At 75.4% G+C, this 16,417-nt stretch carries 13 protein-coding genes; 10 read left to right on the plus strand and 3 right to left on the minus strand.

Annotation, left to right across the window (positions count from 1 at the left end; translation table 11 throughout):
* Window positions 1–62: 62 nt before the first annotated feature.
* The 5 genes from abc-f to B7P34_RS07000 all read left to right on the plus strand — a co-directional run bounded on the left by abc-f (window position 63) and on the right by B7P34_RS07000 (window position 4,832).
* Window positions 63–1,679, plus strand: a complete 1,617-nt coding sequence (gene abc-f, locus B7P34_RS06980) for a ribosomal protection-like ABC-F family protein (protein WP_353620235.1) — start codon at window positions 63–65, stop codon at window positions 1,677–1,679.
* A 38-nt stretch (window positions 1,680–1,717) separates the two neighbouring features.
* Complete coding sequence (locus B7P34_RS06985; RefSeq protein WP_106674929.1) at window positions 1,718–2,377, plus strand: histidine phosphatase family protein; 660 nt, start codon at window positions 1,718–1,720, stop codon at window positions 2,375–2,377.
* A 61-nt stretch (window positions 2,378–2,438) separates the two neighbouring features.
* Entirely contained in the window at window positions 2,439–3,338 is a 900-nt protein-coding gene (locus B7P34_RS06990; protein ID WP_106674930.1) for an ADP-ribosylglycohydrolase family protein, read from the plus strand.
* A gap of 151 nt (window positions 3,339–3,489) precedes the next feature.
* Window positions 3,490–4,191 carry a ribonuclease HII gene (locus B7P34_RS06995; protein ID WP_106674931.1) on the plus strand — a complete coding sequence of 234 codons (702 nt, stop codon included), beginning with the start codon at window positions 3,490–3,492 and terminating at the stop codon, window positions 4,189–4,191.
* 209 nt (window positions 4,192–4,400) lie between these two features.
* Window positions 4,401–4,832: a hypothetical protein gene (locus B7P34_RS07000; protein WP_223267582.1), complete on the plus strand. Its 432-nt coding sequence runs from the start codon at window positions 4,401–4,403 to the stop codon at window positions 4,830–4,832.
* Between the two features lie 102 nt (window positions 4,833–4,934).
* On the opposite strand, the gene B7P34_RS07005 is transcribed toward B7P34_RS07000, so the two are convergent.
* From B7P34_RS07005 to B7P34_RS07015, 3 genes are all read right to left on the minus strand, one after another.
* A complete protein-coding gene (locus tag B7P34_RS07005) occupies window positions 4,935–5,513 on the minus strand; it encodes a hypothetical protein (protein ID WP_106674933.1) in 579 nt (192 codons plus the stop codon).
* 272 nt (window positions 5,514–5,785) lie between these two features.
* Window positions 5,786–6,217 carry a VOC family protein gene (locus tag B7P34_RS07010; RefSeq protein WP_106674934.1) on the minus strand — a complete coding sequence of 144 codons (432 nt, stop codon included), beginning with the start codon at window positions 6,215–6,217 and terminating at the stop codon, window positions 5,786–5,788.
* Between the two features lie 198 nt (window positions 6,218–6,415).
* The gene (locus tag B7P34_RS07015) at window positions 6,416–8,581 is read right to left on the minus strand and encodes a RecQ family ATP-dependent DNA helicase (protein WP_106674935.1); all 2,166 of its coding nucleotides are present in this window, start codon (window positions 8,579–8,581) and stop codon (window positions 6,416–6,418) included.
* A gap of 147 nt (window positions 8,582–8,728) precedes the next feature.
* On the opposite strand from B7P34_RS07015, the gene B7P34_RS07020 reads away from it, so the two are divergent.
* From B7P34_RS07020 to B7P34_RS07040, 5 genes are all read left to right on the plus strand, one after another.
* Window positions 8,729–10,150 (plus strand): DUF4192 domain-containing protein, encoded by a 1,422-nt coding sequence (locus B7P34_RS07020; RefSeq protein WP_106674936.1) that lies wholly within the window; start codon window positions 8,729–8,731, stop codon window positions 10,148–10,150.
* Window positions 10,151–10,275: 125 nt separating this feature from the next.
* On the plus strand, window positions 10,276–12,318 hold the full coding sequence (locus tag B7P34_RS07025; RefSeq protein WP_223267583.1) for a glycogen debranching N-terminal domain-containing protein: 2,043 nt from the start codon (window positions 10,276–10,278) through the stop codon (window positions 12,316–12,318).
* A gap of 89 nt (window positions 12,319–12,407) precedes the next feature.
* Window positions 12,408–13,169: an NUDIX hydrolase gene (locus B7P34_RS07030; RefSeq protein ID WP_030368650.1), complete on the plus strand. Its 762-nt coding sequence runs from the start codon at window positions 12,408–12,410 to the stop codon at window positions 13,167–13,169.
* A 257-nt stretch (window positions 13,170–13,426) separates the two neighbouring features.
* Window positions 13,427–15,235 carry an ATP-binding cassette domain-containing protein gene (locus B7P34_RS07035; RefSeq protein ID WP_106674938.1) on the plus strand — a complete coding sequence of 603 codons (1,809 nt, stop codon included), beginning with the start codon at window positions 13,427–13,429 and terminating at the stop codon, window positions 15,233–15,235.
* A 212-nt stretch (window positions 15,236–15,447) separates the two neighbouring features.
* Window positions 15,448–16,332, plus strand: coding sequence for a FadR/GntR family transcriptional regulator (locus tag B7P34_RS07040; protein WP_189382546.1), 885 nt, complete (start codon window positions 15,448–15,450; stop codon window positions 16,330–16,332).
* Window positions 16,333–16,417: the final 85 nt, after the last annotated feature.

The raw sequence follows: 16,417 nt of genomic DNA on the forward strand, positions 1-16,417 counted from the left end.
CGGTCCAGTGCCTGACCGTGGGGGCCTCGTGGTGCCCGCTGCCGATGCCGACGGAGGTTCCCTTGCCCACTCAGCTTTCTCTGCGCGGTGTGTCGATGTCCCGGGGCGACCGGCCGCTCCTCGACGACGTCACGTTCTCGGTACGGCCTGGCGAGCGCATCGGCATCGTCGGCGAGAACGGCGCCGGGAAGTCCACGCTGCTCAGGCTCCTCTCCGGCGCCGAGACTCCCGACGACGGAGTCGTCGTGTCCGACGCCGAGGGCGGCGTCGGCCGGCTCGGGCAGACGCCCGAACTGCCGCCGGACCGCACGGTGGGCGACGCGGTGGACCACGCCCTCGCCGACCTGCGCTCCATGGAGCGCAGGCTGCGGGAGCTGGAGGGATCCCTGGGGGAGGCCCGGCCCGAGGCCCTCGCGGAGTACGGAGAGCTGCTCACCGCCTTCGAGGCGCGCGGCGGCTACGAGGCCGACGCCAGGGTGGACAAGGCCCTGCACGCCCTGGGACTCGCCGGCATCGGACGCGAGCGGCTGCTGGGCAGCCTCTCCGGCGGCGAGCAGGCACGGCTCGGGCTCGCCTGCCTCATCGCGGCGGCCCCCGAGGTCATGCTCCTCGACGAGCCCACCAACCACCTCGACGGCTCCGCCCTGACCTGGCTCGAGGACACCTTGCGGGCGCACTCCGGCACCGTCCTCGCTGTCTCCCACGACCGCGTCTTCCTGGAGCGCGTCGCCACCACCGTGGTGGAGCTCGACGCCGACCGCCGGACCGTCGTCCGCTACGGCGGGGGATACGCCGGATTCGTGGAGGAGCAGGCCGCTGCCCGCCGCCGCTGGGAGCAGGCCTACGAGGAGTGGACGGCCGAGACGGCGGCGCTGGAGGGGGCCGCCGCCGGCGCCGCCCGGCGGGTGGCCCCGGGCCGGGCCGCCAAGGACGGCAACAAGATGGCCTACGACCGCGACAAGGGCCGCGTCCAGGCCTCGGTCTCCAGCCGCGTGCGCAACGCCCAGGAGCGGCTGCGCCGGCTCCGGGAGAACCCGGTGCCCCGCCCGCCGGAGCCGCTGCGCTTCGCCGCCCGCCCGGCCGCGGGCACCACCGAAGGCGTTCTCGTCGCCCTGGACGGCGTACGGGCCGGTGAGCGGCTGGCGGTCGACCGCATGGAGATCCGCGCGGGCGAACGGCTGCTGGTCCACGGAGCCAACGGAGCGGGCAAGAGCACCCTGCTGCGCCTCCTCGCGGGCGTTGCCGAACCGGACGCCGGCACGGTGACCAGGCGCGGGCGCACCGGCTACCTCGCCCAGGAGGTCCCCGTGACCCGCCCTGCCGAGCGGCTCTTCACCGCCTTCTCCCGCGGCCTCCCGGGCACGGAGGAGGAACGGCGGGCCCTGCTGCTCTCCTACGGGCTCTTCCGGGAGCGCGACCTCCACGTCCCCGTCGGAGCGCTCTCGGCCGGGCAGCGCCGCCGCCTCGGGCTCGCCCGGCTGCTCGCCCGGCCCGCCGACCTCCTCCTGCTGGACGAGCCGACGAACCACCTCGCGCTCGGCCTGGTCGAGCAACTGGAAGAGGCGCTCGCCGAGTGGTCCGGCGCGCTCGTCGTGGTCACCCACGACCGGCTGCTGCAGGACCGCTTCGAGGGCCGCAGGTGCGAGATACGGGCGGGCCGGGCGCTGATCGGGGGCTGACGAGGCGGGCGGCCGGCACCCGATCTAGGGTGGGCGGCATGGCACGGCCCCGACGCATCGTTCTCATCCGGCACGGAGAGTCGGTGGGCAACGTCGACGACACGGTCTACGAACGGGAGCCCGACCACGCCCTGAGCCTGACGGAGCGGGGCCGCAAACAGGCCAAGGACGCCGGGGGACCGCTCCGCGAGCTCTTCGGCGACGAGCGGGTCTCGGCCTATGTCTCGCCCTACCGGCGCACTCACCAGACGTTCCACGCCCTGGGTCTCGACCCGGGCCGCGTGCGCGTCCGCGAGGAGCCGCGGCTGCGCGAGCAGGACTGGGGCAACTGGCAGGACCCGGTCGAGGTGCGCAAGCAGAAGGCCTACCGGGACGCCTACGGCCACTTCTTCTACCGCTTCGCCCAGGGCGAGTCCGGGGCCGACGTCTACGACCGCGTCGGCGCCTTCCTGGAGAGCCTGTGGCGCAGCTTCGAGGACCCCGGCCACCCGCCGAACGTCCTGCTGGTCACCCACGGCCTGACCATGCGGCTCTTCTGCATGCGCTGGTTCCACTGGACGGTCGCCGAGTTCGAGTGCCTGTCGAACCCGGGCAACGCCGAGACCCGCGCGCTGCTCCTCGGGCCCGACGGCCGCTACCACCTCGACCGGCCGTTCGAGCGCTGGTGCACCCCCGAGCCGTACGGCTTCACCGGTTAGACACCACCTCCGCCGGCCGGACACCACCGCCGCCGCCGGAAAGGAATTAGAGTTCGCTGCGATGACCGCTGACCGATTCCACCGCGCACTGGCGAGCCTGCGCGGGCTGGCCCTCGGCGACGCCCTCGGCTCCCAGTTCTTCGTCCCCGCCAACTACCCGTCCCTCAAGCGCCGCGAGCTGCCCCCCTCCCCCTGGCAGTGGACCGACGACACCGAGATGGCCTGCTCCGTGCTGGCCGTCCTCGCCGGACACGGGCGCATCGACCAGGACGCGCTCGCCCGCTCCTTCGCGGAGCACCACGACTTCGACCGGGGATACGGGCCGGCCGTGGGCCGCATGCTGCGCCTGGTCAGGGAGGGCGGCGACTGGCGCGAGCTGGCCTCGGCCCTCTTCAACGGGCAGGGGTCCTGGGGCAACGGCGCGGCCATGCGCATCGCCCCGCTCGGCGCCTGGTACGCGGACGACCCGGAACAGGCCACGCACCAGGCGGAGATCTCCGCCTACACCACCCACCAGCACCGGGAGGCGGTGGCCGGGACCATGGCCGTGGCCGCCGCGGCGGCCATCGCCGCGGGGCAGGCGGGACCCGTCGCGCCGGGCGCCCTCCTGGACGGCGTCATCGCCCTCGTGCCGCGCAGCGCCGTCCAGGCGGGGCTGCGCCGCGCGCGGGACATGCTCGACTACGGCGACGCGACCACCGTCGCCGCCGTCCTCGGCTGCGGCCGCCGCACCAGCGCGCACGACACCGTGCCCTTCGCCCTGTGGTCCGCGGCGCGCAACCTCACGTCCTACGAGTCCGCGTTCTGGACCACCGCGCAGGTCGGCGGTGACGTGGACACCAACTGCGCCATCGTCGGCGGAGTGGTCGCGGCCGGCGAGCGGGGTACGCCGCCCGCCGACTGGCTGCGGCGCACCGAGCAGCTGCCGGACTGGCTTCCCTCGGGCGCGGGTCGCCGGTAGGCGCACCGGCCGGGGCGAAGGAGGGGCCCGGCCGCCCGGCCGCCCCGGGCGGCCGGGGTACCCGCCGGAAACCGGAATGGAACCGGCCGGAAGAAAGGGGAGGGGGCGGGGCTACTCCGCCCACCCGCAGGGGCGTACGCTTGCTGGCGCCATGCCGTACGAACCGCCTACCCACACCGTCGAGCGCTCTTTGCGCGCAACGACCGGAGCCAAGGTCGTCGCCGGGCTCGACGAGGTCGGCCGGGGCGCCTGGGCCGGCCCGGTCACCGTGTGCGCGGCCGTCACAGGGCTGCGCCGCCCTCCCGAGGGCCTCACCGACTCCAAGCTGCTGACGCCCAAGCGGCGGGACGCCCTCGCCGGGCAGCTGGAGAGCTGGGTCACCGCCCACGCGCTCGGTCACTCCTCCCCACAGGAGATCGACGAGCTGGGCATGACGGCGGCGCTGCGGCTGGCCGCGAACCGTGCCCTGGAGGCACTGCCCGTCCGGCCCGAGGTGGTGATCCTCGACGGCAAGCACGATTACCTCGGCGATCCCTGGCGGGTCCGTACGGTCATCAAGGGCGACCAGTCCTGCGTGGTCGTCGCGGCGGCGTCCGTGCTCGCCAAGGTCCGGCGCGACGCGATGATGGCGGAACTGGGCGCCGGCTACGAAGACTTCGGCTTCTGTGACAACGCCGGATATCCCTCGCCGGTGCACCGCGCCGCCCTCGAGGCGCTGGGCCCCACCCCGCACCACCGGCTGTCCTGGTCCTATCTGGACGCGCTGCCCAGGTGGCAGCACCTCAAGCGGGTTCGCAGCGTCCCCGACACAGCTTCACTGGAGGCCGGTGGCCAGCTCGGTTTCGACTTCTGAGCGGCCCTGACCGCCACCCGCCGACGCGACTCGCACCGGCGTTTGATAAACATCAACTCATGCCTCTCATCCCCGAGGAGCCTCAGATTCACGAGAGTGTCCCGGGTCCCCGCGCCGTGCCGGCCCCCGGCCGTACGACGCCGACCCCCCGCCCTGTTCCTGGCCCCCGTCCGGCCCCGCGTCCCGGCCCCGCCGCCCAGCGCGGTCCGGTGCCGGCGCCGTCCCGGCCCGCCGCGGCGCAGCCGGCCGCTGCCGGTCCGCAGATCCAGCTGATCCCCGCCTCCGCGCAGGGTGCCCTGGACGCCGCGGACGAGGCCGTCGACCTGCTGCTCGACACCGGCCGCGCACCCGGCGAGATCCTGGTGCTCACCACCGGCGACCCGCACCCCTGGGCGGCGCACGAGCTGTCCTTCGGTGAGACGTCCTACTGGGCGCAGCACGATGCCCGTGACGACGTCTTCTACGCGGCCGCCGACGCGGACCGCGCCGGCTCCCGGCCCGTCGTGGTCGTCGCCGTCAACGGCGGCGAGGACGACGCGGTCACCCGCGCGCTGCCCGCGGCGATGGCCCGCGCCGGTGCGCTGCTGATCGTCTGCGGCGACCCGCAGCGCGTCAACGCCCTGATCTCCGCGGGCGTCTGAGGACCGGCCGCCGGCCACCCCTCGGCGGGGTGGCCGCCACGGTCCGGTCCTGCATGCGGACGTATGGTGCCCCGGGCGCGTGACGCCCGGGCCCCGCGGCCGTCAGCGGGCTGCCGTGTGGCGGTCCGCTTTGGGCGCTCCGCCGCCCGACTTCACGGGCGCCGGAGGGTGCTCCGGTGAGCGCGGCCGGCGTCCGCTGCGGCCTTCGCCGAGAATCTGCCAGCCGCCCGCGGTCAGCGTGATGTACGCCCCGCAGCGCAGCCCGTGCAGGGTGCAGGCGTCACGCAAGCCCCACATCCACGCCCCGTCCTCCTCGGTCCAATGGGCCTCGCCCGAACGGCAGTAGAGCAGTACGGCCGTCCGCACCGGGGTGCGCCGCCGCAGGTCGTGCGGGATCACCCGGCGCAGCTGCGTGAGGAGCGCGTTGCGCAGCTCCCAGCCGTCGGGCGGGGTCGGCCGGCGGACGAACGAGGCACTCGCCGCGAGCCGTTCGTCGTGGTCGAGGACGGCGACGACGGCGGTCGACGGCGCCGGCAGATGGCGGGCGTGCAGACCGGTGATCACCTCGCGCGGATTGCGCAGCAAGGGAATTCCGGCCGCGGCCCACTCGGAGGGCTCGAGCATCCGGCTCAGCCGGTGACCGGGCTCGGCGGGCGGAGGCGGTGCGAAGTCGAAGGCCATGACCCTCCCTTCGGCTGCGTGGCCACGGCCGGGCGGCGGGCAGGAGTGCGCGCCACGACGGCCGTCCCGGCGGGCCGCGGACGGACGAGAGCGGGATCGCGTCCAATTCTCGCCGCGCCGGGGGCATGCGGCAACGATCAATTGGCGCCATTGGTCGGCGGCGCGCGACCCTTGGCGCCCCGGCCGCCCCCGCCGGCCCGCCGGCCGGGCGGTGCTACCCGATGTCCCCCAAGGCCGGAGACGGGTCCCCACCTCGCAGTCTCGGAGGAGAATCAGGCGAGACAGAACTCGTTGCCCTCGATGTCCTGCATCGTGATGCACGACTCGTTGACGCCATCGGCGCGCTGCGTCAGCACGTGTTTCGCGCCGAGCGCCATCAGCCGTGCGCATTCGGCCTCGAGTGTGGCCAGGCGCTCCTCACCCACGAGCCCGGCGCCGGCCCGCACATCGAGATGCACCCGGTTCTTGACGACCTTGCCTTCGGGAACTCGCTGGAAGAGCAAGCGCGGGGCCACACCCGATGGATCAGTGCACGCGAAGTAGATCTCATCCTCGGGCGGCAGCGTGCGGTGGTACTCCTCCCACGTGGCAAAGCCCTCCGGGACCGTCGGTACGACGTACCCCAGCACCTCGCACCAGAAGGCGGCGAGGCGCGCAGGCTCCGCGCAGTCGAAGGTCACTTGGAACTGTTTGGTCGTTGACATCGGCGCACGATAACAGGGGCCCTGATCATCTCCCCAGGTCGGGAGGTCCGCACGTTGTCGGGAGGAGGCGCCTGCTACCCGCTGCTGTGTCGTGCGGTCGCAGGGGTGAACCGAGGTCAGTGCCTCCCCAAAGGGAACCTGGTATGCGATCCCGGCCGGCCACTCTCGTGCTGCCAAAGATCAGTGACGGGACAACCCTTAGCCCTGCACCGCCAGCACCATCGGGAAAACCTCCGGCGCCCCGGCCCGCCGCAGCAGCCGGGCGGCCACGGCCAGCGTCCAGCCGGTGTCGGTGAAGTCGTCGACGAGCAGGACGGGCCCGCCGGCGGAGGCCAGCGCCGCCGCGAGCTCCGGCGGCACGGTCAGCGCACCGTCCAGCGCCCGCAACCGCTGGGCGCTGTTGGTGCGCGGCACCCGGGTGTCGGTGTCCGCGCCGCCGTACTCGACCGTGCCGAGCAGGGGCATCCGGCCGACCGAGGCGATGCGCTCGCCGAGCGACCGGATCAGGCGCGGCCGCGTCCGCGAGGCGAGCGTGACGACACCCACGGGGCGCGCGGGGGCGTCCGCGGCGCCGGAGGCCCAACCGCCGGGACCGCGGGCCCAGTCGGCCAGCACGGTCACCACCGCGTCCGCCACATCATCCGGAACGGGCCCGTCCGGTGTCTGCGGGGCGAGGAGGGGACGCAGCCGGTTGCCCCAGCCGATGTCGGACAGCCGCCCGAGGGCACGGCCGGTCGCGGCCTGCTCGCCCGCCGGGATGCGGCCCTTGAGGTCGACACCGACCGCGGGCATCCCGGTCGGCCACATCCGGCGCGGTTCGACCTCCACGCCCGGGCGGCCCAGCTCGCCCCGCGAGGCGTCGAGCGCCGCGGCGGAGACGTCCGCGGTGAAGCGCGGGCCCGCGCAGTTGTCGCAGCGCCCGCACGGCGCCGCCTGCTCGTCGTCCAGCTGGCGGCGCAGGAACTCCATCCGGCACTGCGTCGTGGTGGCGTACTCGCGCATCGCCTGCTGCTCCGCGCCGCGCTGCCGCTCGACCCATGCGTACCGCTCGGCGTCGTACGCCCACGGGCGCCCCGTGGCCGTCCAGCCGCCCTTCACCCGGTGCACGGCGCCGTCGACGTCGAGGACCTTGAGCATGGTCTCCAGGCGGGAGCGCCGCAGCTCCACCCGGGGTTCGAGGGCCGGCAGGGAGACGGGGCGGTCCGAGGCGGCGAGCACCTCCAGCGTGCGGCGGACCTGGTCCTCCGGAGGGAAGGCGAGGGACGCGAAGTACTTCCAGATCGCCTCGTCCTCCCGGCCAGGGAGCAGCAGGACCTCGGCGTGCTCGACGCCGCGGCCGGCGCGGCCGACCTGCTGGTAGTAGGCGATGGGGGAGGAGGGGGAGCCGAGGTGGACCACGAAGCCCAGGTCGGGCTTGTCGAAGCCCATGCCCAGTGCGGACGTGGCGACGAGCGCCTTGACGCGGTTGGCGAGCAGGTCCTCCTCGGCCTGCTGCCGGTCCGCGTTCTCCGTCTTGCCCGTGTACGCGGTGACCGTGTGGCCGCACCGGCGCAGGAACGCGGTGACCTCCTCGGCGGCCGCTACGGTGAGGGTGTAGATGATGCCCGAGCCGGGGAGCTCGGCGAGGTGGTCGGCGAGCCAGGCCAGCCGGTGCGCGGCGTCGGGCAGCTGCAGCACCCCGAGGCTCAGGCTCTCCCGGTCCAGCGGGCCGCGCAGCACCAGCGCCCGGGTCGACTCCTCGCCCGTGCCCAGCTGCTCGGCGACGTCGGCGGTGACGCGGGCGTTGGCGGTGGCGGTCGTGGCGAGGACGGGGACGCCGGGCGGCAGGTCGGCCAGCATGGTGCGCAGCCGGCGGTAGTCGGGCCGGAAGTCGTGGCCCCAGTCGGAGATGCAGTGGGCCTCGTCGACGACGAGAAGGCCGGTCGCGGCGGCGAGCTTGGGCAGGACCTGGTCGCGGAAGTCGGGGTTGTTCAGGCGCTCCGGCGACACGAGCAGCACGTCGACCTCGCCCGCCGCGACCTCGGCCTGGACGGTGTCCCACTCCTCGACGTTGGCGGAGTTGATCGTGCGCGCGTGGATGCCCGCCCGCGCCGCGGCGTCCACCTGATTGCGCATCAGCGCCAGCAGCGGCGAGACGATCACCGTGGGGCCGCTGCCGCGCGCCCGCAGCAGGGCGGTCGCGACGAAGTACACCGCCGACTTGCCCCAGCCCGTCCGCTGCACGACCAGGGCGCGCCGGTGGTGGGCGACCAGCGCCTCGATCGCCAGCCACTGGTCCTCGCGCAGTCTCGCCGTGCCCGTGGTGTCACCGACGAGGCGGGCCAGGACGGCGTCGGCCGAGGCGCGGAGGTCTTCGTTCGTCATGCCCCCATGCAACACGAGTGCACTGACAATGCGCGAACGCGCCCGGCCCGCTGTGGAAAACCACTGTCCACAACATTAGTAGGACCATAATTCCGGAGTTATCCACAGGCCTGGCGGGCTCCGGCGGGCCCGCGGGACTCTCGGGCCATGACGCAGCACAACGAATCCTCCCGTCCCTCCGTCCCCTCCTCCCCGTCCGCCGGCGTGCCCGGCACGCCGGGCGCGGGCCCCGGGCAGCAGGTCACCCTCCGCTCCCCGGCCGAGCTGGCCGACGCCCTTCCGTACCTCCTGGGCTTCCACCCGACGGACAGCGTGGTCCTCGTCGCGCTGCACGGCGACCGGGGCCGCTTCGGGGGCCGGCTCCGGCTCGGCATCCCGCGCAGCGGCGAGGAGTGGCCGGAGGTCTGCGACCAGCTCGCCGAGACCCTCCTGTCCGGCAGCAGCAAGCGCGGCAACCGCCCCGAGGGCGTGATCATCTTCTTCTGTCAGGACCCCGACACCGCCGGCGGCCAGACGCCGCAGCAGGTCATGGAGCGCCTGCGCCCGTTCGCCCAGAGCCTGCGCCGCGCCTGCGGCCGGCTGGACATGCCCGTGCACGAGGCCCTGTGCATCTCCGACGGCCGGTTCTGGTCGTACTGCTGCCCCGACCCCCGCTGCTGCCCGCCCGAGGGCACCCCGCTCTCCCTGCCCGGCACGTCGGTCATGGCGGCCGCCGCCACCTACGCGGGCATCGAGGTGCGCGGCACGCTGCGGGAGATGGAAGACCGGTACGCACCCCTCACCGGGGAGAGGACGGAGGGGCAGCGCAAGGCGCTCGACGCCGCGGCCTTCGCGATGGTGCCCCGCATCCTCGGCAGCGCCGGCTGCGAACCCGTGCGGCAGGAGACGCTCGCCGTCGCGCGGACCCTGGTGGACCGCTTCGACGGGACGCCGCCACCCCCCGGCCGGCCCGCGGCCGACGCGTACGACGACTCCCTCCTGACCGACGAGGAGGCCGCCACGGTCATCGTGGGCCTGCAGGACCGCCTCACGCGCGACCGGGCCGCGGAGTGGATGGAGGGGCCGCGCGCCGCCGCCGTGCTGCGGGTGTGGCGCGCCCTGGCCCGCCGCTGCGTGCATCCGTACGCGGAGTACGCCGCGGCTCCCGTCACACTCGCCGGCTGGGTGGCCTGGGCCTGCGACGACCAGCCGGAGGCCCGGGTCGCGCTGAGCCGGGCGCTCGCCGCCGACCCCGAGTACGTCTTCGCCCAGCTGCTCTACCGTGCCTGCAACGAAGGGCTGGACCCGGAGCCGCTCCGCCAGTGCCTGCGGCAGGAGGGGGCCGACCGGGCCCTCCAGGACGCGGTCCGGGCCGAGGTGGAGCGCATGGAAGCGGCGGCACGGGCCTCCTCGGCGGCCCCGGAGGCGCAAGGCGCAGGCGGCACGCGGAGCACGCGCCGGCGGTCGCGGCCCGGAGGCCCCGCGGGCAGCACCGGCCCCGCGGGCCCGGCCGGGCCCGCAGGCAAGCCCCGCACGCGGCGGAGGAGCCTCCGGAAGGGGGACCGCAGCCGGGAGGAGCGGCCGCAGTGAACCCATGGCCCACACAGGCGGCCCTCCACACCGTGACCTCGGCGGGCCCGCCGCCGTTCATCCGTGTGGCCCGCAAACGTTGTCCGTCGTCCCGGTCCGTGAAACCCACAGGGGAGCGCAGTCAAGTGCAAGGCACCGTCCCCCATGGCCAGCCGCCCCGGCCCCGTCATGCGCCGCCCCAGCGCGCCGCCCAGGGCCGTCCGCCCGCTCCGCAGCCCGTGCACACGGCCATGATCTGCGTCGCCCTGCCGGCCCTGGCGATCTCGGGGGAGCACGGGCAGATGACCGGGCAGGGGCTCGACGGCTTCTACCGAGGCGGGCGCCGGCTCCTGGCCCGCTGCAGGCTGAGGGTCGGCGGGGCCGAGCCGCTGCCCGTACAGGGGCGGATGCTCGGCGCGGACCGTGCCCGCTTCGTCGGCGCCGTGAGAACGGCCGCGGATTCGGGGCCCGACCCCGCCGTCACGGTCGAGAGGCTGCGCTCGGCCGAGGGCGTCGAGCGGATCGCCCTGCGCAGCACCGCGGCCCGTGCCCTGCGGCTGCCCGTCGAGGTGTCGCTCGGCACCGACCTGGCGGAGCTGGGCGCGGTCGCGGCGGGGGCGGCCGGGCCCGAGGTCCCCGCCGGAGTGCATGCCTCCGGCCTGCGGTGGTCCACGACGGAGGCGCAGGCGGCGGTCACCGCCGATCCCCCGCCGGGGGACGCCCTGGCGTCTGCCGGGCTGCTGTGCTGGGAGATCGAGCTGCCGCCGGGAGGCACGCGCAGCATCGAGCTCCGCGTCCTCCCCGAGCAGCCCGGCAAGGTCCGGCAGCCCGAGGCGGCCGTCTCCCCGGGCCGCCCCGCCACCGTGCCCTGGGGCGACCCGCAGGCGGAGGGCGACGACCCGCGGGCGGGGGCCCTGCTCGCCGCCGCCCTCGACGATCTCCGTGCGCTGCTCGTGCGCGACCCCGGCAGCCCCGGCGACGTCCATCTGGCGGCGGGCGTCCCCTGGCGCTGCGGGCTCGCCCCCGCCGAGGCCCTGTGGGCGGCGCGGATGACGCTGCCCCTCGGCGTCCGGCTGGCCGCCGGGACGCTGCGCACCCTGGCCCGTACGCAGCTGGCGGGCCCGGGCCCCGACGGCGGGCGGATCCCCGGCGCCCTGCGCCACGCCGGGGCGCACCTGCCCCCCGGCTGCACCGGCATCGAGGCCACACTGCTGTTCCCCGTCGTCCTGGCGGAGGCCCGCCGGTGGGGGCTTCCGGACCGGGAGACGGAGGCGCTGCTGCCCGCCGTCGAGCGCTGCCTCTCCTGGCTGCAGACCGCCACGGGCGAGGACGGCTACCTCCCGGACCCGGTGCCCGGCGGGCCGTACCGGTGCGAGACGCAGGCGCACGCCCACCGCGCGGCCCTCCTCGGGGCCGATCTCCTGGAGGCTTACGGCCGCCCCGGGGCCGAGCACTGGCGGAGCTGGGCGGCCGACCTGCGCGGGCGGTTCCGCGAGGAGTTCTGGGTGGAGGACCCGGGCGGCGGGCGCCCCGCGGCCGCTCGCACGCCCGAAGGGCGCCGGATACCGCACCTGGGCGGTGCCGCCGCCCACCTCCTCGACACCGGCCTGCTGGGAGGGGGGATGCAGGCGCCGGGCCTGCTCGACAAGGTGCAGACCGAACAGCTCGCCAGGCTGCTCGGCGGGCCCGCGCTCGACTCGGGCTGGGGCCTGCGCAGCCTCGGGGCGAGGGAGCCGGGGCACAACCCCTTCGGCCACCGCAGCGGTGCGGTCAGGGTCCACGAGACGGCGGTGGCCGTGGCGGGCCTGGCCTCCGCCGGATACGAGAAGGAGGCGGGCGCGCTGCTGCGCGGCACCCTGGACGCGGCGGCCGCCTTCGGGCACCGCCTGCCGGAGATGTACGCGGGAGAGCAGCGCACGGCCGGGAGCGCGCCGCTGCCGCACCCGGCCGCCTGCCGTCCCGCGGCCGTCGCCGCCGCGGGCGTGGTGCACCTGCTGACCGCGCTCGCCGGTCTGCGGCCCGACGCCCCGGCGGGCTGCGTCGCGGTGCGGCCGCTGCACACCGCGCCGCTCGGGGCACTCCGGTTCACAGGGCTGCGCATCGCCGAGCAGCCCTTCGCGATGCGGATCAGCAGGCTCGGCCTCGGCATGGTCGAGGAAGCCGCCGACGGCCTGCAGCTGGGGGTGTGAGCGGGTTGCTTCCGAGGCTCGCGGAGGGGGCGCTCCCCGGCCCTCCGCAAGACCCTGTTTATCGTCAGGAAGACGACTATGATCGCGTCATGCCCTACGACCCGTCGGCCTTTCCGCCCTTCGCTGTCACCGTCGACCTGGTCGTGCTCACCGTGCGCAGGCATGCGCTGTGCGCGCTGGCCGTGCGCCGCGGCGAGCCGCCGTACCAGGGCCGCTGGGCGTTGCCGGGCGGGTTCGTGCGGGGCGATGAAGACCTGACGACCGCCGCCGCGCGGGAGCTGGCCGAGGAGACCGGGCTGAACGCCCACGACCCCGCGGGCCCCGTCCTGCCCAACGCCGCCCACCTGGAGCAGCTCGCCACGTACGGCGATCCGAAGCGCGACCCGCGCATGCGGGTGGTGAGCGTCGCGCACCTGGCGCTCGCGCCCGACCTGCCCGCTCCGCGCCCCGGGGGAGACGCGCGCAGCGTCCGCTGGGCGCCGGTGGAGGAGCTGCTGGACCAGGAGGCCGGCTACGGCCGCGACGGCGAGCAGGTCACGCCCCTGGCCTTCGACCACGCGCAGATCCTCGCCGACGGCGTCGAGCGCGCCCGGTCCAAGATCGAGTATTCCTCCCTGGCCACGGCCTTCTGCCCTCAGGAGTTCACCGTCGGCGAGCTGCGCCGGGTCTACGAGGCGGTGTGGGGCGTCGCCCTCGACCCCCGCAACTTCCACCGGAAGGTGACGGGCACCCCCGGCTTCCTGGTGCCCACCGGCGGGACGACGACGCGCCAGGGCGGCCGTCCGGCCCAGCTCTTCCGGGCCGGCGGGGCCACGCTCCTCAACCCGCCCATGCTGCGCCCCGAGGCATAGTCCTCGGCGGCCCTCGCCGCCTCACCACCCCTGCCGGGAGGGCCGCGCGTCGCGGCGGCGCCCGGCGGCCGGGTATGCGCGCGAGCGCATGCCCATGAGGGGACACGCTTACAACTGCCTACATTGCGTGGCAATTCGGACATACCGGGTTACGGTGCTGCCGTACCTCCCAGCGATCCCCTGCGCCCTCGGCCGTCTCGGTCACCGAGCGGGCCGAGGGGTGCCGCCGAGCCGTCTCACGCCCCGCGAGAGAAGCCATGATCCAGGCCATCGGACTCACCAGCGCCCCCCAGCGCAACAGGTTCCCCGCCGTCGACGACCTCACCTTTGAGGCCCGCCCCGGCCGGGTCACCGTCCTGCTCGGTGCCCCTGGCGCGGGCAAGACCAGCGCCCTGCGCCTCCTGCTGCGCCTCGACCCCGGGCGCGGCGTCGCCCTCTTCCGCGGCCGCCCCCTGGACCGTGTCCCGCACCCCACCCGCGAGATCGGCGTCGTCCTCGGGGACGTCCCCGGCCACCCGGCCCGTACCGCCCGGGGACACCTGCGCATGCTCAGCGCCGCCGCGGGCGTCCCCGCCGAGCGCGCCGACGACGTCCTGGAGGTCGTCGGCCTGACCGGCCTGGCGGGCCAGCGCCTCGGCGACTTCTCGCTGGGCATGGACCGCCGCCTCGGCCTCGCCGCAGCCCTCCTCGGCGACCCCCACACCCTCGTCCTGGACGAGCCCGCCCACGAGCTCTCGCCTCGCGAGACGGCCTGGCTGCACGGCATGCTGCGGGCGTACGCGGACCACGGCGGCGCCGTCCTCGTCACCTCGCCCGACCCCAGGGAAGCGGCCCGCATCGCCGACCGGGTCGTCACCATCGACGAGGGCCGCCTCGTCGCCGACCAGGAGGCCGCCGAGTTCTCCCGCACCCGCCTGCGTCCGCGCGTCGCCGTCCAGTCGCCGCTGGCCGGCCGCCTCGCCCACGCCCTCACCGCCGAGGCTGACGAAGCGGCGGCCGCCGAGCCGGGGCAGGCCGTGGAGGTCGTGCAGGAGGGCGGCAGCAAGCTGTCGGTCTACGGCAGCACCTGCGCCGTCGTCGGCGAGACCGCCTACCGGCACGGCATCCTCCTCCACCGGCTGACCGAGGAGATCGGCGACACCGGCCCCGTACCCCCGCTGCTGCGGGCCGACGGCCGCAGGCCCGCCCCGTCCGCGCCGCCCCCGGCGGGGACGCCCGAGGGTGTGCGCGCGGAGGAGCAGGACGCCGCGGCCGCCGGCCCCGTCCAGCTCCCGCGCCTGCAGCCCCGTCTCCCGGCCCCCGACCCGGCCTGGCCGCTGCGGTACGAACTGCGCCGCGCCACCGGCGTGCGGACCGGCTGGATCGTGGCGGCCGCCTCCCTCGCCGCCTCCCTGCTCGTCGCCGTCCTCCTCGCCAGGTCGGGCGGCGCTCCCGAGCCGCGCGTGCTCACGGGCTGGCCGGCCCTGCTGCCGCTGCCCCCCGCCGTCTTCGGGGCCGGCCTCGTCGGCGCCCTCGCCTTCGGCCAGGAGTTCCGCTATCCCGCGCTCGCCCCGGACCAGGGCACCGTCCCGCGCCGCCTCGGCCTGCTCTTCGCCAAGCTCACCGTCACCGCCGTGGCGGCCGTGCTGCTCGCCCTCGCCTCCCTCTTCCTCGACGCCGGCGCCCTCGGGCTGCTCTTCGGCAATGACGTCGTCTCCCTCCCGCGCGACTGGGCCGTGCTGCTGGCGGGCTGGACGGCCCTGACCTTGGGCTGCGCCTGGGCGGGGCTGCTGGCCGCCGGACTGTTCCGGTCGACGGCTCTGGGTGTGGTCGCGGTGCTGGCCGTGCCGACGCTCGTGGTGCCCGTCCTCGGCAGCGTTCTCGCCGAGCCCGCGGCCCGCTCGCTCGTCGGGCTGCCGGAGCGGCTGCGTTCCGCCGCGGTCGTGCAGTGGCCCTCCGGCGTCGACCGGGGCGTCTCGACGGCGCTGCGGCTGGTCTCCCAACCGGTCGGCTGGGCGCTCGCATTGTCACTCGGAGCGCTTCTCGGGGCCTACGTCCTCGCCGTGTTCCGCGGAAGGCCGCGGTGAGGGCCGCCGCCGCGCCGGGCGGAGGTCCCGGCACCCCTTCCCACGTGCGGAGTTCCCGGGCCGTCGCCGTCACGCTCCGCATATGAGCCATCTCGGAGAGTGCCCGATTCTGTCCGTTTGGCCGTCAATTGTGAGGTAATGGGCGATCACCCTTTCGTGTGCTTTTCACCAAAGACCTCAAGGGACCTCGAGGTGTCGCCGACAAAGGAGGCGTGAGTACCCTTGCGCACACCATGATGACCGCGGCTCGCCCCGCCGACTCCGGCCTCGCAGGCCCGGGCGAGCTTGACCGTTACTCCTATGCGGAGGCCCCGGGGGCCGACCGCGGAGCACCGCCCGCCTGGGACGGCGAGGCGGAGCTGAGCCGTGCCGGCCGCAGGGCCGCCGGCAGCCGGGGCCGGGGCCTGCACGGCCAGCTCGTGCAGCAGCTCGGCCAGATGATCGTCTCGGGCGACCTGGGCGCGGACCGCCCGCTCGTCCCCGAGGAGATCGGACAGCGCTTCGAGGTCTCCCGGACCGTCGTTCGCGAATCCCTGCGCGTCCTGGAGGCCAAGGGCCTCGTCAGCGCGCGCCCCAACGTCGGCACGCGCGTCCGCCCCGTCAGCGACTGGAACCTCCTCGACCCCGACATCATCGAGTGGCGGGCCTTCGGCCCGCAGCGGGAGGACCAGCGCCGCGAGCTGTGCGAGCTGCGCTGGACCATCGAGCCGCTGGCCGCCCGCCTCGCCGCCGGGCACGGCCGCGAGGACGTCCAGCAGCGCTTGGCCGACATGGCCGAGATCATGGGCCACGCCCTGGCCCAGGGCGACTCGCTCACCTTCACCCGCGCCGACGCCGAGTTCCACTCCCTGCTCCTGCAGGTCGCCGGCAATCGCATGCTGGAGCACCTCGCCGGCATCGTGTCCTCCGCCCTGCACGTCTCGGGCGCGCCCTCCGGCGGCTGTGACCGTCCCACCGAGGCCGGCGTGGGGCACCACCTCCGCATCGTCGACGCCGTCGGCGCGGGCGACGGGGCCGGGGCCGAGGCCGCCATGCGGCAGCTGCTCATCGCCCACCCGGACGTCGAGCGCGTGGTGCCCGCACCGCGCGAGCACTGACCGCGGAGAGGAGCGGGACGGTACGAGTGGGGTCGTACGGAAGGGCCGCACGCGCAGGGCCGGGCCAGGGCCCACGCGTGCGGCC

It is taken from the genome of Streptosporangium nondiastaticum (genome assembly GCF_003011965.1).
Lineage (GTDB): Bacteria > Actinomycetota > Actinomycetes > Streptomycetales > Streptomycetaceae > Streptomyces > Streptomyces nondiastaticus.

Excerpts from the sequence above, each read along its gene's own strand:
- B7P34_RS06985 (WP_106674929.1), top strand. The coding sequence starts at position 1,718 with ATGGCACGGCCCCGACGCATCGTTCTCATCCGGCACGGAGAGTCGGTG.
- B7P34_RS06990 (WP_106674930.1), top strand. The coding sequence starts at position 2,439 with ATGACCGCTGACCGATTCCACCGCGCACTGGCGAGCCTGCGCGGGCTG.
- B7P34_RS06995 (WP_106674931.1), top strand. The coding sequence starts at position 3,490 with ATGCCGTACGAACCGCCTACCCACACCGTCGAGCGCTCTTTGCGCGCA.
- B7P34_RS07005 (WP_106674933.1), bottom strand. The coding sequence starts at position 5,513 with ATGGCCTTCGACTTCGCACCGCCTCCGCCCGCCGAGCCCGGTCACCGG.
- B7P34_RS07010 (WP_106674934.1), bottom strand. The coding sequence starts at position 6,217 with ATGTCAACGACCAAACAGTTCCAAGTGACCTTCGACTGCGCGGAGCCT.
- B7P34_RS07015 (WP_106674935.1), bottom strand. The coding sequence starts at position 8,581 with ATGACGAACGAAGACCTCCGCGCCTCGGCCGACGCCGTCCTGGCCCGC.
- B7P34_RS07020 (WP_106674936.1), top strand. The coding sequence starts at position 8,729 with ATGACGCAGCACAACGAATCCTCCCGTCCCTCCGTCCCCTCCTCCCCG.
- B7P34_RS07030 (WP_030368650.1), top strand. The coding sequence starts at position 12,408 with ATGCCCTACGACCCGTCGGCCTTTCCGCCCTTCGCTGTCACCGTCGAC.
- B7P34_RS07035 (WP_106674938.1), top strand. The coding sequence starts at position 13,427 with ATGATCCAGGCCATCGGACTCACCAGCGCCCCCCAGCGCAACAGGTTC.